The organism is Streptomyces sp. NPDC006544 (genome assembly GCF_040611715.1).
GTDB lineage: Bacteria > Actinomycetota > Actinomycetes > Streptomycetales > Streptomycetaceae > Streptomyces.
In genome coordinates this window covers 1-20,323 of the sequence record NZ_JBEXOV010000114.1, presented here as the reverse complement: position 1 = coordinate 20,323, position 20,323 = coordinate 1, and the positions used below count along the sequence as shown (strand labels likewise).

Here is a 20,323-nt window from a genome sequence, read left to right as displayed (position 1 = left end):
CGTGCCGGCCTCCTCGCCCTCGACGATCGTGGTGACCACGCGGCTCGCGAGCACCGGAGTGGCCACCGCCAGCAAGGCGGTCACCATGCTGAGCACCCGGCCGTTCACCGCCCTGCTCCGGCCGCTGCTGGTCCGGCTCAGCCCGGTGCACGGCGACCTCGCCGCTCGCAACACCGTGCGCGATCCCCGCCGTACAGGCGCCACCGCGGCAGCCCTCGCCATCGCCATCGCCCTCGCCTCGGGCCTCTCCGTCCTCGGGGCCTCCGCCACCCAGTACCTCGAGGGCGCCACCACTCGCGACTTCACCGCCGACTACCTCGTCAAGGCCGCCCCGGGCGGCCAGCGGATGACCCCCGAGACCGCCGCCCTCCTCAAGAAGCTGCCGGGAGCCTCCTACAGCCCGCTCGACCAGTCCACCGACTACCGGATTGGCGGCGTCGCCTCAGTCCTGACCGGCGTCGATCCCGCCACCATCGGCCGGCTCCTGCGCTACGACGTCAGCGAGGGCTCCCTCGACAGCCTCTCCGAGGGCCGGATCGCCGTGGCCGACTTCAAGGCCCGGGCGAACGGCTGGAAGGTAGGCCAGACCCTGGCCCTGGAACGGCGGGACCGGCGGGGCGAGGTCACCATCGGCGCCGTCTACCGGGCGGACGAACAGAGCAACCTGCTGCCCAGCATCACCGCCCCCGACACCCTGGTCACCCACTACGATGCCGCGCCCGTCACGGACTCGATCGTCGTCGCCACCGGCAACGGCCCCTCGCGGGCCGCGCTCGCGGCCGTCACCGGGGCGCTCGGCGACAACCCCGCCCTGTCCGTCCTCGACCGGGACGGAATCCGGGCCGAGGACACCAGCGGCATCGGGGACCAACTGGACCTCTTCCACGCCCTGCTCTCCATGGCCCTGGTGATCGCCGCCCTGGGCGTCGCCAACACCCTCGCGATGTCCGTGCTCGAACGCCGCAAGGAGATCGGCACGCTGCGCGCCCTCGGCCTGGACCGTGCCGGAGTGACCCGGATGATCCGGATGGAGGCGCTGCTCATCGGCGCCCTCGGCGCAGCCGTCGGCACGATCATGGGCGTCTTCACCGGCTGGGCGCTGAGCCGCACCCTCCAAGAGAGCGTCGCGGGCTACGCCCTGGTCATCCCTTGGGAGCAGCTCGCCCTCGGGGTGCTGCTCGCCCTGGCCGGGGCACTGCTCGCCTCCCTCTGGCCGGCGCGCCGGGCCGCCCGCGTCGACATCCCCGCGGCGACGGCCGCGCACTGACCGCCGCACCGGCGGCGCTGTCGCTCCGGACGTACGACAGCGCGGGCCGCCACCCTGGGGTGGGGCCCGCGCTGGGATTCGGCAGAGTTGGCGAGGTCAGAGCACAGCGACGGTGAACGGCCTGTCCGCGGAGTTGCCGCTGCTGTCGCTCGTCACGACCGTGATGGTGTCGGTGGCGTTGCCGCAGTATCCGTGGGGTGAGCCGATGGCGGTGATCCCGCCCCGGCTGTTGTTGAGCGTCGCGAGGACCGCCGCGCTGCTCAGATCGAAGTTGGAGTCCGAGACCCTGACGCAGTACACGCCCGCCTGGCTGGTGCCGGTTCCCCGGGAGACGGCGGCGACGTTCTTGGATGCCAGGACCGAACCGGTGCCGCTGACCTTCGCGGCGGCGCGGGCGTAGGGGGCGTAGGGGGCGTCCATGCCGGCGGCCGCGGCAGTGCCGGACAGAACCGCCAGTGACGTCACGGCGCCGAGAGCGAGCGCGACGACTCGGCTGGAACGGGAGGCAGAAGTGCGCATGTGTCTGCTTCTTTCTCGGCCACGAACACGCTGCCGAGGGCAGCGTCGGCCGGGGAGAATGGGCGAGATGGTCCGCTCCGCCAGCCGATAGAGGAGAACAGGAACCCAGCTCATCCGCGTCGCTGGCAGCCGGTGGGCGGTCGAGGAATGCTTCCAGACCGCCAAGCAGGAATGCGGCCTGGACGACTACCAGGTCCGACGCTATCCCGGCTGGCACCGCCACATCACCCTCGCCATGGCCACCACGCCTGCCTCACCATCCTGCGGACCCGAACCTCGGACACCGGGAAAGCAGAAACGGATCCTCCCAGCTCATACCCCTCACCCTCCCCGAAATCCGACACCTGATCACCCGCCTCACCCACCGCCAACCACCACCCGTCCAGCACATCCTCCACTGGTCACACTGGCGCCGCAGACGACAACACCAGGCCCGCACCAGCCACTACAAACGACGCGGACACACACCACCCGAAGCTGCCAACCTCTCAGACCGAAGACCGTTGCAGTCCTATCCCGTGCCAATCGCGGGGGGGGGTCAGGCCGACTGGGCGGTTTCCTGGGCGGCCGCTCGGGTGCGGAATGCGGCCGGGCGGGCCAGGAGGCAGGCCGCGGCGCCTAGGACGAATCCGTACACGGACACCAGGCCGTGGCCGTTGGCCTGGGCGAACCACATCACCAGGCCGAGTACGGGTACACCGGCCGCGAACAAGGCCTCGGTGCGCTGCGCCTTGTCCAGGCCCGTCCGAGCAGTGGGCAGTTCGCGCAGGACGCGAAGGAGGAGGGCCGCGGCAAGGGTGGCACCGAGGAAGTAGGTGGCACCCGAACTGCCCGCGAAGTTGCGGGGGTCGGTGCTGTGGTGGCCGCCCGCGCCGAAGAGAGTGTCGATGTGCTCCGGCAGGAGGATCCCGGCGAGGAACAGGCCCAGGGCAATCGGGGCGCCCCAGAACCAGTCGGCCAAGGCGGCAACGACGGCGAGCGCGGCGATGTTCCAGGCCCCGCCGAGCAGGCCGCCGTTCTGCATGAACACCGAGGTCAGCACCCGCCACCAGCCCGGGCGGGCCGGGTCCGCGTCCAGGGCGTCCATTGCCCCGGACCAGCACAGCTGGAGCACCACCCCGGCGAGTGCGAGGCTGGTCAACGCCATCGCGGCCCAGGGGATCCGCCGGCCGCGCAGCGTGCCCTCACCGAGCAGGGCCAGCCCGCCCTTGAACATCAAAACCATCAGTGCTGCCGTGGTCACGTTGAACACCAGTGCGTCCATCGCCACCACCCCCCTTCGATCCCCGGCCGTGTGCTTCGGGGACGACAGTAGCCCGGGCCGTCGCAGAATTCAAACACCGTTAGAAAGTAGGGGTAGAGTGTTCCCATGAAGCTGACTCAAGAGCGGATCATCGACGCGGGCATGGCCGAGTTCGCCGAGTCCGGGTACCACGGCCTGTCCATGCGCAAGGTCGCCCAGCGTCTCGACGCGCAGGCCGGCAGCCTCTATTACCACGTGCCGAACAAGAGCGCCCTGGTCCAGCTGATGGCGGACCGCGTCGCCTGCCAGGCCTACGACGCCGGCACCGCCGCGCTGTCCGCCCTGGACCCGGGCGCCGACTGGCAGGACCGGGTCCAGGTCCAGCTCACCGCCGTCCGCGAGAGCATCCGTCGACACCCTGGCGGCGCGGTCATGCTGGCCGGCAGCCCCAAGGTGCTCAGTACCGGCGCCCTGTCCCTGATGGAACGGCTCCTGGAAACCCTGCACGGGGCAGGCATCCCCGCCGGTCACGCGGCCGTCGGCGCCGACACTCTGCTCAGCCACACCGCCGGCTTCGTCCTCCAGGAACAGAGCCAGTCCCCTACCCTGGACATCAGCGCCGAGGGAGCAGCCACGGTGCACGCACGCTTCCCCCTCACCGTGGCCGCCGCCTCCGCCTTCACCGAGGACGACACGTTCCTCCGCAGCGTGCGGCTCGTCTGCGCGGGCCTGGCCACCCTCAGCGGCGCGGCGCGATAGAACCGGGGGTCAGCTCGCGGGGCGCAGCGGGGCAAGGGCGTCGAGCATCCGCTTCCAGGCATCGCCGCAAGCGTCGATGTCATGACTGTCAGGACGGTCCTAATACTCCAGCCGTAGATCGTGATCTTCATGCCTGGGTGGCTTGTCGATGGTAATGGCTGGCCTGGGATCGGGCCTGGTGGCGGCGCCGCCAGTCGGACCAACCGAGCCGGTGGGCGGCATCGTGGACGGGTCGGACAACGAGTGTGATGAACAGGCGTTGGATCTCGTTGCAGGTGAGCGGAATGAAGGCATCGGGTGCGGGGCGGGTGTGCTCGTCTGCGCGTACGACGGCGAGGAAGGCGTGCGCGAGCATGGCGAGGGTGACCCAGCGGGACCAGGAGGTATAGCGGCGGACCTGGTGCTCGTCGAGTGCGGCCAGGCCCTTGCCCGACTGGAAGAACTCCTCCACCCGCCATCTTGATCCAGCGACTCTGACCAGCACGGTCAGCGGCACGGATGCGGGCGAGTAGCAGCGGTAGTAGGCGAGTTCGCCGGTGCTGCGGTTACGGCGGATCAGCAGCTGACGACTCCTGGGTCGGGGGTCGGCGAGGTCGATGACTGCCCAGTCGTAGAAACGGTGGCCCTTGGCCCCGGCCCCTGCGGAGAGCTTCTGCCAGGCCCGCTTCGGCACCTTCTTGGCCAGGGTGTCCGCACGGAACCTCCCCGCCCCGGTAGTGACTTCGTGCGAGCAGGCCACCGCGAGGACGTAGCCGGTGCCGCGTCCCTCCAGTGCGGTTCGCAGCCTGGGGTTGCCGCCGTAGACCTCGTCGCCGGCGACCCATGCGGCCTGGTGGCCGGCGTCCAGGAACCGGGCAACCATACGAGTGGCCAGTTCCGGCTTGGTGGCGAAGGCGGCGCCCTGGTCGAGTCCGGCATCCCGGCAGCAGTCAGGGTCCGAGGTCCATGAACGCGGGACGTACAGTTCCCGGTCCACTGCCGCGTGCCCGCGCCGGCCGGCGTAGACCAGGTAGACGGCGACCTGGGCATTTTCGATCTTGCCCGCGGTGCCGGTGTACTGGCGCTGGACGCCGACCGTGTCGGTGCCTTTCTTCACGTCCCCGGTCTCGTCGACCACCAGTACCGCCTGGTCATCGTGCAGGTGGTCCACCACGTAGTCACACACATCGTCGCGGATCCGGTCGGCGTCCCACTTGGCCCGGCCGAGTAGGTGCTGCATGCCGTCCGGGGTCCTCTCCCCGGCCCATTCGGCGATGGTCCAGCAGTTCTTGCGCGGCAGGTCCGACAGCAGTCCGAGCACCAACTTCCTGACTCGGAACCGGGGTTCGACCCGTGTGAACCGTCCCGCTATCCGGCTCATCAGGCCCTCGAACGCCTCCTGTCAGCGGGCAGGGTCTACGCTGTGACGTGCGGCCACCGCGTGATCGTTTGTCTTCACACACCGATGATCAACGGGTGGCCGCACCCGTCTCCACAGCGCGTCGGGGTCGCGCAGCGTCCGCCCGCCGTTCCTGTGTCAGGAGGACATGTGCAACGTGGCGAAGTCTGGTGGGTGGAGTTCGACGAGCGGCGGCCGGTCGTGCTGCTGTCGGGAGACGACGCGTCCGGGATCCGGGTGATGCAGGTCGTCGCTCGGGCGGGTGTCGACATCACCGGTCTGGGCGTCGAAGTGGCAGTAGGCGCCGTGGAAGGACTGCCCTTTGAAGGCGTGCTGCGGTTCGCGTTGCCGCGTCCGGGCTTTACCCCTTGCACGTGGCTGACCACCGTGTCCCGGGACGACCTGATCGAGCGAGCGGGCCTTCTGTCCTCCGCGAAACTCAGCGAGATTGAGAACGCCCTCCGTCTCGGTGAGCAGGCGAAGGAGTGGACCCCGGCGGCGACCGCGAAGCTCAGCGAGATAAGGAACGCCCTCCGTCTCGGTGGACTCGGGTAGGCGGAGGAGGAACGGACGCCCGCGACGGCGTGGTCGGTCTCGTCCAGCTGCATCCTCGGCGCCCCTCACGATCGAGATCACGAACTACGGCTGGAGTACTAAGCGGTTCCAGGTGCTTCCGGCTTCGGTGACCAGTCGGGTCGCCGTCTTAAAGGACCGGCCGACGAAGTGCGACTGCGCCAAGGCCCCGAGAACCCGGAGACACCGAAGCGCCCGAGCCGCCCGTCCAGAAGGCCCGCAGACCTGAGGCCGAGTAGCGCCTGGCTGAAAGAGCAGGGGGCAGGATCGGCGAGGCCGCTCCAGCCCCCTGCTCGTGTGTCACACCGGCAGCAACTGCCACTGCCTGCCCCGGTGGTCGCCCTCCGCCCAGCGCTGCGTGATCACCACAGGCGCGTTGGTTTCGACGCCCAGAAGCAGACCGCTGTTCCGGTTCGCAAGCTCGTAGACCCGGGGGTCGTCGGCCACGGTGCCCACCGGGATCAGCCGCCACTGCTGATGGTGTGCCTCGTCGCCTTCGTAGGCGCGCTGGGCGATCACCGCCCCGGCAGCCCCCCGGGCTTCGTCGACCTCCAGAACCTTTCCGCTGCGCACGTTCTCGATCGTGTACACCACGTCGCCGCTGCCGCTCTCCCCGGCGACGACCAGCCGCCACCGCTGCGACTGGCGAGGAGCGGCGAGCGACTGCTGGATCTTGGCCCCGTCCTTGAGCGACTCGCGCGTGACCCCGATCCGCAGCCGGCTGCGGACGCTCGCCCAGGAAACCACCGTGCCTGATTCGGGCAGTCCTGCCATGGCGGCCGCCGCGACCTTCCGGACGCGGTTGTTGACGTAGTCGGCGATGTAGAGGGCGCCGACGCAGTCGACCGCGAGCCCGAATGGGTAGTTCAGCTGGGCGGAGGCGGCGGGGCCGCCGTCACCCCTGAAGCCGTCGGTGCCCGTGCCCGCGACCGTGCTGATCGTGCCGTCCCCGGCGACCCTGCGGACCCTGTGGTTGTTGTGGTCGGAGACGTAGAGGGTGCCGGTGGTGTCGGCTGCCACGCCCAGGGGGAAGTCCAGCTGGGCGGAGGCGGCGGGGCCGCCGTCACCGCTGAAGCCGCCGGTGCCCGTGCCCGCGACCGTGCTGATCGTGCCGTCCCCGGCGACCCTGCGGACCCTGTGGTTCTCGGCATCGGTGAGGTAGAGGTCGCCCGCGCCGTCCACCGCAACGCCGTACGGGCTGTTCAGCTGAGCCGCGGCGGCGGGCCCGCCGTCGCCGGAGAATCCCGGGGTTCCGGTCCCGGCGACTGTGCGGATCTGCCCGTCCGGTGTGACCTGCCTGACCCGGTGGTTGTCGGTATCGGCGATGTAGAGGTTGCCGGTGCTGTCCACTGCGACCCCGTACGGACAGTTCAACTCGGCGGCAACGGCGAGGCCGCCGTCACCGCTGAAGCCGGCAGTGCCCGTGCCCGCGACCGTGCCGATCTGTCCGTCGACCGTGACCTTGCGGATCCGGTTGTTCTCGGAATCGGCGATGTAGAGATTCCCGGCACGGTCCACCGCCACTTCACGCGGGCCGTCCAGCTGGGCTGAGAGGGCAGGGCCGTGATCGCCCCCGTACCCAGCAGTGCCGGTCCCTGCCACCGTGCGGATCCTGCCGTCCGTGGTGACCCTCCGGACGCAGTGGTTGTTGTAGTCGGAGAAGTAGAGGGTGCCCGTGTTGTCCATCGCGAGGCCATAGGGACGGTCAAGCCGGGCCGCGACGGCGGGCCCGTCGTCCCCTGCGGCCCCGGCATCTCCAGTACCGGCGACCGTAGTGATCTCGGGGGTGAGGTCTTCACTCCCTGTTGCTTCTGTCTGGGCCTTGCTCATCATCATCCCCTCACCGTGTGCCGGCCGGCCAGGACGGAGGCCTTGCCGATCGTGTCCGAAGACCGCAGGAGCGGCAGGCGGCAAGCGCGCCCGCGCTGGACGTCGTGGCGATCACTCGTCGACCGTGTACTGCAAGGTCGTCTGGGTGCCGTTGCGCGTGATGCCCACGGGCACCGCGGTTCCGGCTCGCTTGCCGGCGAGGACGGCGCTGAGGGATGTCGCCGACGTGACGGACTGACCGTCGACGGAGGTGATGATGTCCCTGTCCTTGAACCCTGCAGCGGCGGCATTCAGATCGGGGTCGACGAAACGAACCCGGGCGCCTCCTCCCCCGGGGACGCTGCTGACGTACCCGCCGAAGGCCCCGGGAGTGCCCTGGGTGATGTTGACGGTCCAGTCCACCGCCACGCCCTCAAGGGTGAGAGTGCCGGTGAACCGGCCACCTGCCATGGGCGCGTCATCCGTGGCGACAACGTCAACCTTGAAGGGCCGACTCCAAATCCATTTGTTGCTCTGCATCGAGAAGCTGGCGGACGAGCCGTCGGGGGCAATGGACACAGGGCAGCTCATGCCGCTGCACCAGGGGTCCACCCGGACAATGCGCGTGTACTGCGGAGCCTGGATCGTCACATGCCCCGGACTTGAGCGGACCCGCCCGTCCGGCGGGAACTCGACCGTCCTGGCCGGCCCCGGGGCATCAAGATCAGGGACAGACGACGGAGGCGTCGGCGCACGGAGCGCCGTGACCGCACCAAGAGCGGGCGCAGCAGTGGCTCCGGGCGCCAGCCCTCCGAGCAACAAGCTCGCTCCCAGCGCGAGCACCGTGCATGCCGCCGTGGACCTACGCATGAATTCTCCCCAAACTTGAACTACACAGAGTAGTTGATCGAGTACACAAGAGATGGGCGCATCCGTAGACGGACGAGTACGCCACGGTCGTCAGTTGCGACAGCCAGACCCCGAGCAGGAGTGGTACGCCCAGGGTCTGGGCAGTGGCTCTGGCGCCCAGCGGTGGGCCACCGGCGACCGGCCCGGAGCGCTGTGTCTCGCCCTCAGGAGCGAGGATGTGGTCCTCGGCCCGTCTACGGGCAGCGAGACGCTCTGGCTGACCGAACCGGTGCCGTAGCACTGGAGCGGCCGGGGCGGTCGGGTTCCACACCGGGAACCGCATCCAGGCGCCGTGTACGGGACGGCAGCCCGGTGACCCGGTGTCGAGTTGCCGCTGTTGCTGCTTCAACCCAGCGCCTATCGGGTTCGGAAGCGGCGGTAGAGGTTGCGGGCCACGTACACGCCCGGTCCTCCGAAGCCGACGATGTCGACGCGTCCGTCGCCGGTGATGTCCGCGAGGAAGCGGGGGTGGTGGCCGACCCGCCAGGCGCCGGCCTCGTCGTTGTACCCGAAGCCACGGCAGACCAGTTGGGCCTGCTCGAACGTGCCGTCGCCGCGGTTGTGCGCCACCCAGACTCCTTCGTCACCGAAGCCGACGATGTCGGGGTTGCCGTCACCGGTGACATCGGCGAGGAAGCGCAGGTGCTTCTGGGCCGTCCATCCCTGGGCGGTCCCGAAGTCGTTCAGGACGAGCTTCGAGGGCTCGAAGGTGCCGTCGTCGAGGCCGCGTGCGACGACTACGCCGTGGGGGCCGAAGCCGACGATGTCCGTCGCCCCGTCGCCGGTGGTCTTCAGCAGGAACCGGGGGTGCTCCTCGGCCGAGGCCCATCCCTGGTCGGTCCCGAAGTCGGCGAGGCCGTACAGGGGCTCGGCGAAGACACCGTCTTCGCCTTGGAGGGAGATCCAGACTCCGTCGTCGTGGCACCCGACGATGTCGAGCCGGCCGCTGCCGGTGGTGTCGGCGAGGAAGCGGGGATGCTTGCCGGCCAGCCACCCGCCGGCCTTCTCGTCGTGGCCGAACGCCCGGAGAGCGGGCTCGTCGGGGAGTGATGCGAAGTTTCCGTCCTCGTCCTGGAGGGAGATCCAGACTCCGTCGTCGTGGCAGCCGACGATGTCGAGCCGGCCGTCGCTGGTGGTGTCGGCGAGGAAGCGGGGATGCTTGCCGGCCAGCCACCCGCCGGCCTGATCGCCGTGGCCGAAAGCTTGGAGGGTCGGCTCGCCGCCCGCGAGCGCGAACGTCCCGTCCTCGTCCTGGGTGGACACCCGGGCACCGTCGGCTGCTAGCACGACGATGCCGGGCTTTCCGCCGCCCGTGATGTCGGCGAGGGTCCACAGGTCCGCAGGGCTCGCGGAGGGCGCGGGCGGCTGCAGGACCCGCTCCTCGTCCTCGAACGTACCGTCACCTCGTGCGGCCGCCGTCACGGTCCCCTTGGCCGGCTTGAGTGCGATGATGTCCGCCGGCGCCTTTCCGGCGGTTTCGGCGAGGAACCGCGCGCCGAGCCCGGCCCACGATCCCGGCTGTGCGCCGGGGCGGGGCGCGGCCCCTTCGCTCTTCCAGCCGCCGGCGTCCTGGTCGGTTCCGAACCGGTCGAGGACCAGCAGCAGATCGCTGAACGAGGGTGTCGCGTCGGGTGCGGGCCGCAGCGCCGCCGAGGGAGCCAGCCGCCAGGACTGCCGTCCGTTCCAGTGCCCCAGCCGTGCCCAGCGCAGCACCGGGTCGCTGACGCGCTCGGGCTCGGCCGGCACGAGACGCCATCGCTGACTTTCCGCGTCCTCGTCGTACGCGCGCACGACGACCAGGGTGCCGCTCTCACCGGAAGCGTCGCGGTCGAGGTCGAGGACGGTGTCGTCAGCCGCGCTCTCGATGAAGTAGAGGGCGGCTTCGCCCTGGACGGGGACGAGACGCCACTGCTGGGTCTTCTTGCCGTCGGCCGCTTCTCCCTGACGGACGCCGCCGTCCGCGGCGGCGGGCTGCTCAAGGGCCTTCCCGCCGGTCACGTTGCGGATCACGTAGACCTGCTCGTCCTGCGCGGACTGCGCGGACTGCACGGGAAGGATCTGCCACTGCTCCGGGGCCGGACCGTCCTCGGGGAGCTCCCGGACGACGACCGCCCCGCCCTGCCCAGGTGCGGCCCTGCCGTCGAGGATCTCCCCCGTGGCGGCGTTGACGATCTCCAGTTTCAGTTCTTCCGTGGGCACGGGCATCGTGGTGCCTCTTCCAGGCGGTGCGGACGGTGGCTCGGGACGGGTGTCGTACGGCGGTGGCCGCGGATCACGTGAAGACGTGGTGGTACGGGACATTCCACTCGCTGGGCAGGCGCGGGTAGAACGTGTTGATGACCGTCCCGGTGAAGTCCCCGCCCCAGTTGTGAGTGAGGCTCACCTCGCTGTTGGCGGTCACCGCGTGGTCCTTGAAGCCGAGGATGGTGTCGGGGTGGGTGATGGGCACGAAGGTGATGCCGCCCCACGGAGTGACCGTGACGACCCAGAGCTGGGTGTCCTCGGGTGCGCCGTTCTTCCCCCGCCACTTGTCGCCGACCTTGTCGGGCAGGCCGACCTGGACGGTGTCGGCCGTGCTCTGGGGTGCGTCCTGGTGGACGGTGATGCGCCTACGCTGCGGCTTCGGCATGCCGTCGTCGCCACGTCCGGTATCGGTGGCGCCCGTGCCGACGGGCTTGGGCGTCGCCTGGCCGGCGGCGCTCTCGATGAAGTACAGCGGCCGCTGGCCGAAGAAGCCGGCGGGGGTGATGTGCCAGAGATGGCCCTTGGCCTCCTTGACGGTCTCGTCGAGGGCGGTGGCCAGTTGGACGCCCTTGTCGTGGCTCGCTTCGCCCAGCTCTGCGGGTCGCAGGTAGCCGCCGTTAAAGGCATGGACGAGCATCACCGGACGGTTTTCGACCAGCGCCGCAACGATCGCGTTGTCGTAGCTGTTTACCGCCACCGGGCCGCCGACCACCAAATTGGACATCGCCGTGCGCTCTTGAGTGTACATCGCGGAAACCTCACCTGTCCTGAATGAGAAACACGAAATCTTCGGATGCTTAACGCGGCACTCAATGGGGCCGTATTGAAGCGGACCTGGCCTTCGAACGGAAGCAGAATGGGAGCTGGATGAACGGCCGGAAGCGAAACTCCCGCTGCGGTAGCGCCTGGGGTCACGGTACCCATGAGCAGGGTTGACGCAAAGTCTCGATCGAGTGAATGCCGGCGAGGAAAGGTCACTTCATCGGCGTTTCGGAAGTGATTTCCGGAAATCGATCACTCGATTGAGCGGGACATGTGAATACGCCTTCCCGGGTGCGGGGAGACGCGATAGTTTCGTCCGGCGGAACGTGCACAGTTTTCTCTTTTAAATTTCACCGAGCGCGGTTCGGCTGAATTAGTTGAGGACGGGTAGATGCCTTCCACCGCATACAGCCTGGTAGAGGCCAGGCGTCAGCCGCTGACGAAGAAGAACCTGCGGGAACTCAACATCGAGCAGATCTGGCAGGCCATCCTGAACCACCCCACCCTGGTCTACGCCGACCCCTCCGGTGTGAAGCACAAGCCCGTCGGGTTCTCTATGAACAAGTCGAGCTTCGGCACCTTCTCGGGGACCGCGTTCGAGCGGGGCTGGCTCGCCTACATGAACCTCGGGGAGCCGCTGATCGAGGTGCGGGGCGACATCGCTCAGCCCCCGCCGGACACGTTCTCTTCCCGCACCTACGTCAACCGCAGCGGGACCGAGATGACCTTCACCGACTCGGTCGACTTCGCCGTCTCCAACGGGGTCACCTGGTCGCTCCACGGGGACGCCAAACTCACCTTCGGCGGCAGCATCGGTGCCTCGCTGCAACTGCAGCTGCAGAACCAGCTCCGCCTGGACCTGCAGTCGCAGCTCGCGGCGTCGTGTCAGAACGGGACGGCGAACAAGAACGCGAATACGGTGACCAACAAGAACAGCAAGGACAGCATGGGGGTCGACAACGCCAACACCACCGAGACGTCCGCGAGCAGCTCGGCGACGAACTCCTCGTCGAACACGATGACCAACTCGGTGGGGTTCACGACCTCGGGCAGTGCCACCGGCAACGCTTCTCTCAACGCTCAGTTGGCCCTGGGCATCGCCGCCACGGTCGGCGGCTCCCTGAACACCAGCTGGGCCTCGAAGTCGCAAATCTCGGGAAAAGTGCCGGCGAACTCCCGGGTACAGACCATCGTCACCCAGCGGCGCACCCGCAAGCAGTACACCTACGAGATTCCGGTGACCTTCTCCGGGCTGATCGCGGTGCAGTACGCCGTGCCGGTGGCGGTCCTGTCTCCCCCACAGCCCGGGACCTACCCCGGTCTCAGCCAGATGGTCGCCCGCGACATCGGCGATATCGACCTGGCGCCCGGCGGCTTCCGCATGAAGGGACTGGCCGAGGTCGTCTCCGCCCTGGACGTCCACCACACCATGCTCGACGTCGAGGCCCTGACCGTCAGCCAGCAGACCCTTTACAAGCAGCCCTGACCGCGCGGCACCGCCGCCACGACGACGACCAGAGGTGACGACCATGGTGTTCGACAACATCTTCAAGGCCGCCGGCAAGGGCGCGGGGCTCTTCTCCGTGACCACCGACAGCACGAAGCCGCAGCCGGGTGAGGCCGTCGACTTCGAGGACTCCGACGACGGCACGTACGACGACACGAGCACCAGCCTGTTCAACAACGCGATCCACGGCGCCTCCTCCCGAGCGAAGATCGTGCAAGAGACCTCGCCCGAGGCGCGGGCCGTCCTGGGCTTCCTAGGCTCCTTCATCCAGACCACCCAGGCCTCCGCAGGCGCGCAGGCCCAGTACGCCCAGGACCCTGGCTCGGTCACCAAGGCAGCCTCCGCCGGCATGCAGGACGCGAGCGCGACGGTGAGGGAATACGGCGACCTCCAGAAGGACGAGGATCTGGAGAACAGGCCGAAGAAGGACGACTTCAGCAGGCCCCCCAAGACCCCGGAGGCTCCGAAGGCTCCGGAGGCACCCAAGGCGCCCAAGGCAACCGCGGAGAAGCCGTCCCGCTCCGAGTAGGCCGGACGTGCGAGAGGGGGCAGGCCCGAGTTCCTCCTCGAGGACGACTCGGGGGTGACCGGTCTCCGCTACCGCCGCGAAAGCGGCGGCATCAGCCTCCAGCGCCCCGGCATGCCGTCCCGCATCCTGCTCACCGGATTCAACCCGCGCTGGTGGGAGCGGATCGCCGACCGGCTCACCACCGACTACGGCCTACTCCAGTCCGAACCGGATTCGACACCCCCGGAACGAGCGGCGTACACCGCGGCCGTGAGCTCCCCCTTCGAACCGCCGTCGCTCTTCTCTCCCCTGCTGCGCCGTATCCAGGCGACTGCCGGCCCTGGCTCGTTCAACGGCACCGGTGCCTGGCACGCTGTCGGCGGCTCCTGCCGGCCAGAGACCACTGACGGACCGCCATGCCCCGAACTCATCCGCTCTTCGGCGACGGTCCGACCGGTTTGGGCTGGGAAGTCGATCAGTTGGAGCAGCTGGGCCCGGGAGTGCACCAGGCCGCTCCGGTAGGCGGGCGGTAGGCGGTCGTAGACGGCGGCGGCCATCGCGGCGGCCTCGCCCGGATCTCCGTCGACCCGCAGGCACGCGGCGGTGTCCATGGCGATCAGCGCGCGGGTCATCACCGACGGCGAGACCGTCAGGGCCAGGGCGTCGTCCTGCGCCCGGTACGCGGCGCGGGTGTCGCCGAGCAGTGTGTACGCCTGGGCGAGGTGCACCGCGAGCTTCTGGGGCGGGTACCCGAACCAGGTGTCCGCCGACTCGGGGCCCTCGAGCTGTTCGGCCAGGGTTCGGACGACGTCCACCGCCCGGCGGGCGCCGGGGAGGTCGCCGACTGCGGCCAGGGCACGGGCGTTGACGGCAGCCGCGAGTGCGGCCGCGCCGGACGGGCGGGTGCCTGCCTCCCGGCAGGCCTGCGCGGCGATGCGAGCGGCCTACCCGAGGGCGCCGTAGTGCAGGCCGACCATGGCGTGGCGGCCGAGGACCCAGGCCGTCATCCGGTCTCCAGACTCGCGGGCGGCCCTGGCCGCGGTGGCGAACCAGCGGTGCGCGTCGGCCTGGTCGCCGCGGTCGTGCTGGACGATCGCCACCAGGCCCGAGATCCCGGCGGCCGTGCGCGCCAGGTCGGTGCGGTCCCGCGCGGGGTGGGGCAGGCGCAGGACGGTGGCGAGGAGCGCGCTCGATCTTGTCGACGAGACCCTTGCCCTCGGTGACCTCGCCGAAGACGACGTGCTGGCCGTCGAGCCAGGGCGCAGGGCGCGGCCGCCGCTCACCGCGGAGCAGGCCCGGGAGGTGACGGCCGGGTTTGGCAATCGGTCAAGATCGCCTGCCAGAGGACAAGAAGCACGGCCGCGAGCTCCGTCTCACAGGCTCACACCCTCACAGCTCACCCCGTCGACCTGGGGGAACGGCCTGTGAGCCTCATAGGCCTCACAGGCTGGGGCTGGCGTGACACCAGGTGCGTGTGTCCTGTGACAGTAAACCTTATTCAATTGCCACCCAAGTTGTACTTCGTGAGGCTGCTCTGTTCCTCGGAACGGCAGATGTCCATACGATCAGGTCCTACCGATGTCCAGGAAGGATCGGGATGCAGGCTTCAGAGTTACCCGCTGCCGCGATACGAGTACTGACCGGGGGTACGTCGGCCTCGGCGGAGCAGACTGCAACAGTGCGCGCCCTGATCTGGGGCCAACTCGGAAGGAGCACTCTCGGAGCCTCTGCACTGGCCCGCCTGCATGAGCAGCCTGGCGAGGGAGCAGCGGGCATCGTCGGCTCCGTGATCGCCGACGAACTGCGGGCAGACCCGAGCTTTGCCGAACGGCTGCGCACAGCTCTTCAGCCGCTCTCCACCTCACCCCCACCGGCACACAATCCCTCCTACAGCATCCCCGCAGTCCCTCCCCCGCCGGTTCTGCCCCCCAGGCCAAGTGCGCTCCTGCCCCCAGCCGCCCCAAAACCGGCCGAAGTGCGGAAGGTATGGCTTCTGGGGATCCCACAATTTCTCCTGGTCTACGTCATCGCCTCAATCCTCATGGGCTTGGGTATGGATGGACTGGTAGCCGGTGTCCTCATCGCGCTCACCTCCGGCGGCCTGGCCGCTTACGGAGTCTGGTGCGGTAGCCGCCTCCTGCGACACGCACGCAGCCCCCTGCTCATCGCCGGAACAGTGATTACCGGCCTTGTACTGATCAGGCTGGTCCTCATGGCGACTGTCGGCTGAATTCTCCGCCAGCGCCAGCCCTGATCAGCTCCCAGGGATCCAAGCTCGATGGCACACAGTTCAGGTTCCCTGTCACAGGGCACCGTGACACCCGCCAGGGCCCGCGTCGAGCGCGGTTATGTCGCCTGGGAGTCGCCGCCGGTGGGTAGGTCCTGCTCGATCTCCCGCGCCGTCGACATCAGCTCCAGGGCCTCGCGGCGCAGGTCGCCCCCCGGTTACCCAAGGGGACGTGCTGAGCTGCGGAGAGGATTGGCCGCCCGTTGTGCCGTCAGCTGGATGCGTGCCGCGTGAGGGAGATCGCTTCTTGGGTGGCGGCCCAGGTGGCGAGCAGGCGCAAGCCCTCTTCCGAGGGCGAGCCGGGTTCCGCCGCGTAGATGGTGAGGGTGAGGCCGGGTTCGGCGGCCATGTCCTTCGTAGGCGAGGGTCAGGTCCGTGGTGGTGGTAGCTCTTGGTGCCGGTGCCGTGGTGGCGGACGTTGTGGGCGCCCCAGCGGGTACGGAAGGCGTCGCTGCGGGTGGAGAGCTCGCCGACGAGATCGTGGAGGTCCTTGTCGTGGGGGCTGCGGCCGGCTTCGGTGCGCAGGATGGCAACGGCGATGTCGGCAGCGAGGTCCCAGCCGGGGTAGAAGCGACGTGAGGCGGGGTCGAGGAACTGGAAGCGGGCCAGGTTCGCCTGGTTGTGCGGCGAGGCGTAGACGTCGGCGTAGACGTCGGCGTAGAAGGCGCGGGCGAGCTGGTTGGTGGCCAGGAGGTCCATGCGGCCGTTGCGGACGAAGGCGGGTCCGGCGGTGATGGCCTCAAGGGTCCACTGCAGGCGGCGGTGCGGCTTCCACTGGTCTTTGGTACGCCGGCGGCGGGGCCGGGTGAGGGCGTCGGTGCCGTCGGCGGCCTGGGCCAGATGGAGCAGGTGGGCGCGCTCGGCGTCGTCGAGCTGGAGAGCGCGGGCGACGGCTTCGAGGACGGCCGGTGAGACACCGGCGAGGTTGCCGCGCTCCAGCTTGGCGTAGTACTCGACGCTGACGTCGGCGAGCGCCGCGACCTCGCTCCTGCGCAGGCCCGGGACGCGCCGGCGGCTTCCGGCGGGGAGCCCCGCCTGCTCAGGGGTGATCTTCGCGCGCCGCGAGGTGAGAAACTCGCGGACCTCTTCCTGGTTGTCCACCCTCCGACCGTACGTCCGGCACGCCGGGGGAGGGATGTACTGCCGGTACACCCCTTGTCAGTGACTCGCTGCACGCGCGAAATACGGGTTACCTGGATGTCGTGGTGCTTTCCCCGCCCAGCCGTATCGGTGGACGGCCCCACCGACCCCGTACCCACAGCGGCCGGCACACCCGGCACCGCATCCCCCAGCACGCGAAGGAGACCCCCTCATGCGCGGCGCAGTGATTCACGCCCCCGGCGACGTCCGCTTCGAGACCGTTGAAGCTCCGAAGATCCTCCACCCCACCGATGCGGTCATCCGTACGGCCGTCACCTGTGTGTGCGGCTCCGATCTGTGGCCGTACCGCGGTGCGGAGCCGATCGGCGACCCGCACCCGATGGGGCACGAGTACGTCGGCTTCGTGGAGGAGGTCGGCTCCGAGGTCACCTCGCTCCGGCCGGGCCAGTTCGTCGTCGGTTCGTTCGCCACCTCCGACAACACCTGCGTGAACTGCAAGAACGGCTTCCAGTCGAACTGTCTGCACCGCGAGTTCATGTCCACCTGCCAGGCCGAGTACGTGCGCATCCCCAACGCCCAGGGGACCCTGGTCGCCACCGACGAAGTGCCCGGCGAGGAATTGTGGCCCGGTCTTCTCGCTGTCTCCGACGTGATGGGCACCGGCTGGTGGGCGGCTGACGCCGCCGAGGTCAAGCCCGGCTCGACCGCCGTGGTCGTCGGCGACGGCGCGGTCGGCCTGTGCGGGGTGATCGCGGCCAAGGAGATGGGCGCGGAGCGGATCATCGCCATGTCCCGTCACGAACCCCGCCAGAAGCTCGCCCGGGAGTTCGGCGCCACCGACATCGTCACCGAACGCGGCGACGAGGGCGTGGAGAAGATCAAGGAGATGACCGGCGGGATCGGTGCCGACAGCGTCCTGGAGTGCGTCGGTACCGTCCAGGCCATGAGCCAGGCTCTGCGCTCGGCTCGCCCGGGCGGCAGCGTCGGCTTCGTCGGAGTCCCTCACGACGTCGCCGTCGACGGTCAGGAGCTGTTCTTCTCCCACGTCGGCCTGCGCGGTGGCCCCGCCCCGGTGCGCCGCTACCTGCCCGACCTGGTCGACCGCGTCTTTGCGGGCCGGATCGACCCGGGCAAGGTCTTCGACCTCACTCTGCCCCTCGCCCAGGTCGCCGAGGGCTACAAGGCCATGGACGAGCGCCGCGCCATCAAGACCCTCCTCAAGCCTTGAACCGCCCGCCGCCCGAAAGAGCGATCATGCAGATCACCCGCAGTTCGATCGACACCGTCAAGGGCCCCGCCGACTGGTTCACCGGCGATGTCTACATCGACGCCGTCGCCGCGGCCCCCGCCCCGTCCCGGGTCACCGGCTCCCTGGTGCACTTCATCCCGGCGCCCGCACCCACTGGCATCGCCACGCGCTGGGTCAGACCGTCTTCGTCACCGAGGGCGTGGGCCTGTGCCAGCGCCGCGGCGGCCCCGTGGAGGCAGTCCATCGCGGTCTGGTCCGCATCGCTTCAGCAGCCGCCCTGCCGCTGGCCGTGACCGCCGCTGCTCCAGCGCCTCACAAGAAGCCGCGCCGTCCCGTTCGTCTTTCGTTTCGACCCCTGCAGGACGGGAGACGGCAGCATCCACCGCCCCGTCCCCCACACCAGCCTCCCCGTCGCCCGCCTCCAGCAGGAGCACCGCCATGGACATCCGCGTCACCCTCGACGGCCGCTCCGTCGAGGCCACCTTGAACGACAGCCCCGCCGCCCGCGACTTTGCCGACCTGCTCCCGCTCACCTTGGACCTGGAGGGCTTCCACGGCACGGAGCGGGTCGCCGACCTGCCGGGCAGACTGGACACCTCTGGCGCCCCCGAACCGGCCGCAGCCAAGACCGGAGACATCGCCTACTACGCCCCCTGGGGCAACCTTGCCCTCTTCTACCGGGACGGGCTTGCTGCTTCTGCCGACCTGCTCATCCTGGGCCACCTCGACGTCAGCGCCGACCAGCTCGGCCGGGCCGACCGCATCACCCTCGAAGCCGCCTCCTGATCCCGTCAGCCCGGCGCTGACGCCCACCGGCATCCCGGCCCACTTCACCTCTCGACGGGACAAGAGCCGTATGAACCCCACCTACGACTTCACCGGGCAGGTCGCCTTCATCACCGGCGCCTCCTCCGGCATGGGCCTGGCCGCCGCCCGCGCCTTCGCCGAAGCGGGCGCCGCCGTCGCCCTCGCCGACATCGACGGCAAGGCAGTCAACGCCGCCGCGAAGGAACTCACCGACGCTGGCCTCCAAGCTCTCGCGCTGGTCTGCGACGTCTCCGACGAAGACCAGGTTGCCGCTGCCGTCGACCGGACCATAGACGCCTTCGGCCGCCTCGACATGGCCTACAACAACGCCGGCATCATGCCCCCGCCCACGGACGCCGCCGACGAGAGCGCCGAGCAGTTCGACCGCGTCCAGGGCATCAACCTGCGCGGCATCTGGGCAAGCATGAAGCACGAACTCCGGCACATGCGCACCCAGGGCAGCGGCGCCATCGTCAACTGCTCCTCCCTCGGTGGCCTCGTCGGCAACCCCGGCCGCGCCGCGTACCACGCCACCAAGCACGGAGTGATCGGTCTGACCAAGAGCGCCGCCCTCGAGTACGGCGCTCGCGGCGTCCGCATCAACGCCGTCTGCCCCGGCACCATCGCCACTCCCATGGTCGACACCATGATCGCCAAGGGGGAACTCGACCGCGGCCAGGCCGAAGCCGGCCAAGCCATCGACCGGCTCGGCACCGCCGAGGAGATCGCCCAGGCCGTCCTGTGGCTGTGCAGCCCCGGCGCCAGCTACGTCACCGGCATCGCCCTGCCCGTCGACGGCGGCTACACCGCCCAGTAATCACCCGGCGTAGCTTGGCCGTGTCCCGTCGCATCGGAGCTGTCTCTGGACCTCGGCTTGAGATCCTGGTTCGCCAAGTGGATCGAGAACACACCTTTGAAGTTCCCCCTCTGAGCTGGACAGCCTGATACTGGGACGGACAGTCCCGGAGGAAGCAGTCTCAGGTAGTGAGCAAGAAGAGCAATACGAGCAAGCGGTACACGGCCGAGTTCAAGCGCGACGCGGTGGCCCTGGTGCACTCGTCGGGCAAGACGGTCACCGAGGTCGCCCGGGATATCGGCGTCAGCGCCGAGGGAACCATCGATGTGCCGGGGAAAGCGACCGCCTTCTTCGCGAACCACAAGACGAAGTAGACGTAGCCGCACGCTACGCGTTCGTCGACGTGGAGAAGGTCGGCCCCGACCGCCCTGACGGCTGCAGCGTGTCGCTGCTGTGCCGGGCCCTGAAGGTCTCCCGCGCCGGCTACTACGCCTACCTCGCCGCCCGTCGCCGGCCGCCGCCGTCACAGCGTGCGAGGGGGACGAGCTGGTGGCCGAGATCGGGCAGATCCACGAGGAGTCCCGCCGCGCCTATGGCGCCCCGAG

The 20,323-nt window shown here is 69.3% G+C and carries 18 protein-coding genes and 4 pseudogenes; 12 read left to right on the top strand and 10 right to left on the bottom strand.

Annotated elements, in window-relative coordinates:
• Positions 1-85: 85 nt before the first annotated feature.
• Complete coding sequence (locus ABZY44_RS32970) at positions 86-1,267, top strand: ABC transporter permease (RefSeq protein ID WP_356660334.1); 1,182 nt, start codon at positions 86-88, stop codon at positions 1,265-1,267.
• Positions 1,268-1,363: 96 nt separating this feature from the next.
• On the opposite strand, the gene ABZY44_RS32965 is transcribed toward ABZY44_RS32970, so the two are convergent.
• Positions 1,364-1,786: a hypothetical protein gene (locus ABZY44_RS32965; RefSeq protein ID WP_356660332.1), complete on the bottom strand. Its 423-nt coding sequence runs from the start codon at positions 1,784-1,786 to the stop codon at positions 1,364-1,366.
• A 106-nt stretch (positions 1,787-1,892) separates the two neighbouring features.
• Here ABZY44_RS32965 and ABZY44_RS32960 point away from each other — a divergent pair.
• Positions 1,893-2,134 (top strand): annotated as a pseudogene (locus tag ABZY44_RS32960) (IS701 family transposase); the annotation flags it as partial.
• Positions 2,135-2,324: 190 nt separating this feature from the next.
• Here the strand turns inward: ABZY44_RS32960 and ABZY44_RS32955 are convergent.
• On the bottom strand, positions 2,325-3,050 hold the full coding sequence (locus ABZY44_RS32955) for a hypothetical protein (protein ID WP_356660330.1): 726 nt from the start codon (positions 3,048-3,050) through the stop codon (positions 2,325-2,327).
• Positions 3,051-3,155: 105 nt separating this feature from the next.
• Between ABZY44_RS32955 and ABZY44_RS32950 the strand changes: the two genes are divergently transcribed.
• Positions 3,156-3,788, top strand: a complete 633-nt coding sequence (locus tag ABZY44_RS32950; RefSeq protein WP_356660328.1) for a TetR/AcrR family transcriptional regulator — start codon at positions 3,156-3,158, stop codon at positions 3,786-3,788.
• A gap of 127 nt (positions 3,789-3,915) precedes the next feature.
• Here the strand turns inward: ABZY44_RS32950 and ABZY44_RS32945 are convergent, their stop codons facing one another.
• Positions 3,916-5,148, bottom strand: coding sequence for an IS701 family transposase (locus tag ABZY44_RS32945; RefSeq protein ID WP_356660326.1), 1,233 nt, complete (start codon positions 5,146-5,148; stop codon positions 3,916-3,918).
• 168 nt (positions 5,149-5,316) lie between these two features.
• Between ABZY44_RS32945 and ABZY44_RS32940 the strand changes: the two genes are divergently transcribed.
• On the top strand, positions 5,317-5,721 hold the full coding sequence (locus tag ABZY44_RS32940) for a type II toxin-antitoxin system PemK/MazF family toxin (protein ID WP_356660324.1): 405 nt from the start codon (positions 5,317-5,319) through the stop codon (positions 5,719-5,721).
• Between the two features lie 318 nt (positions 5,722-6,039).
• Here the strand turns inward: ABZY44_RS32940 and ABZY44_RS32935 are convergent, their stop codons facing one another.
• A complete protein-coding gene (locus ABZY44_RS32935) occupies positions 6,040-7,569 on the bottom strand; it encodes an RICIN domain-containing protein (protein WP_356660336.1) in 1,530 nt (509 codons plus the stop codon).
• A gap of 111 nt (positions 7,570-7,680) precedes the next feature.
• Positions 7,681-8,127: a PDZ domain-containing protein gene (locus tag ABZY44_RS32930; protein ID WP_356660322.1), complete on the bottom strand. Its 447-nt coding sequence runs from the start codon at positions 8,125-8,127 to the stop codon at positions 7,681-7,683.
• Between the two features lie 385 nt (positions 8,128-8,512).
• Here ABZY44_RS32930 and ABZY44_RS32925 point away from each other — a divergent pair, with 385 nt between their 5' ends.
• Positions 8,513-8,695, top strand: coding sequence for a hypothetical protein (locus ABZY44_RS32925; protein ID WP_356660320.1), 183 nt, complete (start codon positions 8,513-8,515; stop codon positions 8,693-8,695).
• Positions 8,696-8,814: 119 nt separating this feature from the next.
• On the opposite strand, the gene ABZY44_RS32920 is transcribed toward ABZY44_RS32925, so the two are convergent.
• Positions 8,815-10,662 (bottom strand): FG-GAP-like repeat-containing protein, encoded by a 1,848-nt coding sequence (locus ABZY44_RS32920; protein WP_356660318.1) that lies wholly within the window; start codon positions 10,660-10,662, stop codon positions 8,815-8,817.
• A 67-nt stretch (positions 10,663-10,729) separates the two neighbouring features.
• Complete coding sequence (locus tag ABZY44_RS32915) at positions 10,730-11,449, bottom strand: hypothetical protein (protein WP_356660316.1); 720 nt, start codon at positions 11,447-11,449, stop codon at positions 10,730-10,732.
• A 405-nt stretch (positions 11,450-11,854) separates the two neighbouring features.
• Between ABZY44_RS32915 and ABZY44_RS32910 the strand changes: the two genes are divergently transcribed.
• A complete protein-coding gene (locus tag ABZY44_RS32910) occupies positions 11,855-12,949 on the top strand; it encodes a hypothetical protein (protein WP_356660314.1) in 1,095 nt (364 codons plus the stop codon).
• Between the two features lie 43 nt (positions 12,950-12,992).
• Positions 12,993-13,499, top strand: a complete 507-nt coding sequence (locus tag ABZY44_RS32905; RefSeq protein ID WP_356660312.1) for a hypothetical protein — start codon at positions 12,993-12,995, stop codon at positions 13,497-13,499.
• 185 nt (positions 13,500-13,684) lie between these two features.
• On the opposite strand, the gene ABZY44_RS32900 is transcribed toward ABZY44_RS32905, so the two are convergent.
• From ABZY44_RS32900 to ABZY44_RS32890, 3 genes and pseudogenes are all read right to left on the bottom strand, one after another.
• A complete protein-coding gene (locus ABZY44_RS32900) occupies positions 13,685-14,293 on the bottom strand; it encodes a hypothetical protein (RefSeq protein WP_356660310.1) in 609 nt (202 codons plus the stop codon).
• Positions 14,294-14,693: 400 nt separating this feature from the next.
• Positions 14,694-14,771, bottom strand: a pseudogene (locus tag ABZY44_RS32895) (hypothetical protein); the annotation flags it as partial.
• A gap of 1,205 nt (positions 14,772-15,976) precedes the next feature.
• Positions 15,977-16,866 (bottom strand): annotated as a pseudogene (locus ABZY44_RS32890) (helix-turn-helix transcriptional regulator).
• 211 nt (positions 16,867-17,077) lie between these two features.
• On the opposite strand from ABZY44_RS32890, the gene ABZY44_RS32885 reads away from it, so the two are divergent.
• The 5 genes and pseudogenes from ABZY44_RS32885 to ABZY44_RS32865 all read left to right on the top strand — a co-directional run bounded on the left by ABZY44_RS32885 (position 17,078) and on the right by ABZY44_RS32865 (position 20,092).
• A complete protein-coding gene (locus tag ABZY44_RS32885) occupies positions 17,078-18,094 on the top strand; it encodes a zinc-dependent alcohol dehydrogenase family protein (RefSeq protein WP_356660308.1) in 1,017 nt (338 codons plus the stop codon).
• 26 nt (positions 18,095-18,120) lie between these two features.
• Positions 18,121-18,350: pseudogene (locus tag ABZY44_RS32880) on the top strand (cupin domain-containing protein); the annotation flags it as partial.
• A 203-nt stretch (positions 18,351-18,553) separates the two neighbouring features.
• On the top strand, positions 18,554-18,901 hold the full coding sequence (locus ABZY44_RS32875) for a cyclophilin-like fold protein (RefSeq protein WP_356660306.1): 348 nt from the start codon (positions 18,554-18,556) through the stop codon (positions 18,899-18,901).
• A gap of 70 nt (positions 18,902-18,971) precedes the next feature.
• Positions 18,972-19,739 carry a glucose 1-dehydrogenase gene (locus ABZY44_RS32870; RefSeq protein ID WP_356660304.1) on the top strand — a complete coding sequence of 256 codons (768 nt, stop codon included), beginning with the start codon at positions 18,972-18,974 and terminating at the stop codon, positions 19,737-19,739.
• Between the two features lie 167 nt (positions 19,740-19,906).
• A complete protein-coding gene (locus ABZY44_RS32865; protein WP_356660302.1) occupies positions 19,907-20,092 on the top strand; it encodes a transposase in 186 nt (61 codons plus the stop codon).
• Positions 20,093-20,323 lie beyond the last annotated feature (231 nt).

Coding starts and splice junctions, on each gene's coding strand:
- ABZY44_RS32870 (WP_356660304.1), top strand. CDS start 18,972: ATGAACCCCACCTACGACTTCACCGGGCAGGTCGCCTTCATCACCGGC.
- ABZY44_RS32875 (WP_356660306.1), top strand. CDS start 18,554: ATGGACATCCGCGTCACCCTCGACGGCCGCTCCGTCGAGGCCACCTTG.
- ABZY44_RS32950 (WP_356660328.1), top strand. CDS start 3,156: ATGAAGCTGACTCAAGAGCGGATCATCGACGCGGGCATGGCCGAGTTC.
- ABZY44_RS32970 (WP_356660334.1), top strand. CDS start 86: ATGCTGAGCACCCGGCCGTTCACCGCCCTGCTCCGGCCGCTGCTGGTC.
- ABZY44_RS32885 (WP_356660308.1), top strand. CDS start 17,078: ATGCGCGGCGCAGTGATTCACGCCCCCGGCGACGTCCGCTTCGAGACC.
- ABZY44_RS32945 (WP_356660326.1), bottom strand. CDS start 5,148: ATGAGCCGGATAGCGGGACGGTTCACACGGGTCGAACCCCGGTTCCGA.
- ABZY44_RS32905 (WP_356660312.1), top strand. CDS start 12,993: ATGGTGTTCGACAACATCTTCAAGGCCGCCGGCAAGGGCGCGGGGCTC.
- ABZY44_RS32965 (WP_356660332.1), bottom strand. CDS start 1,786: ATGCGCACTTCTGCCTCCCGTTCCAGCCGAGTCGTCGCGCTCGCTCTC.
- ABZY44_RS32920 (WP_356660318.1), bottom strand. CDS start 10,662: ATGCCCGTGCCCACGGAAGAACTGAAACTGGAGATCGTCAACGCCGCC.
- ABZY44_RS32935 (WP_356660336.1), bottom strand. CDS start 7,569: ATGAGCAAGGCCCAGACAGAAGCAACAGGGAGTGAAGACCTCACCCCC.
- ABZY44_RS32955 (WP_356660330.1), bottom strand. CDS start 3,050: ATGGACGCACTGGTGTTCAACGTGACCACGGCAGCACTGATGGTTTTG.
- ABZY44_RS32910 (WP_356660314.1), top strand. CDS start 11,855: ATGCCTTCCACCGCATACAGCCTGGTAGAGGCCAGGCGTCAGCCGCTG.
- ABZY44_RS32915 (WP_356660316.1), bottom strand. CDS start 11,449: ATGTACACTCAAGAGCGCACGGCGATGTCCAATTTGGTGGTCGGCGGC.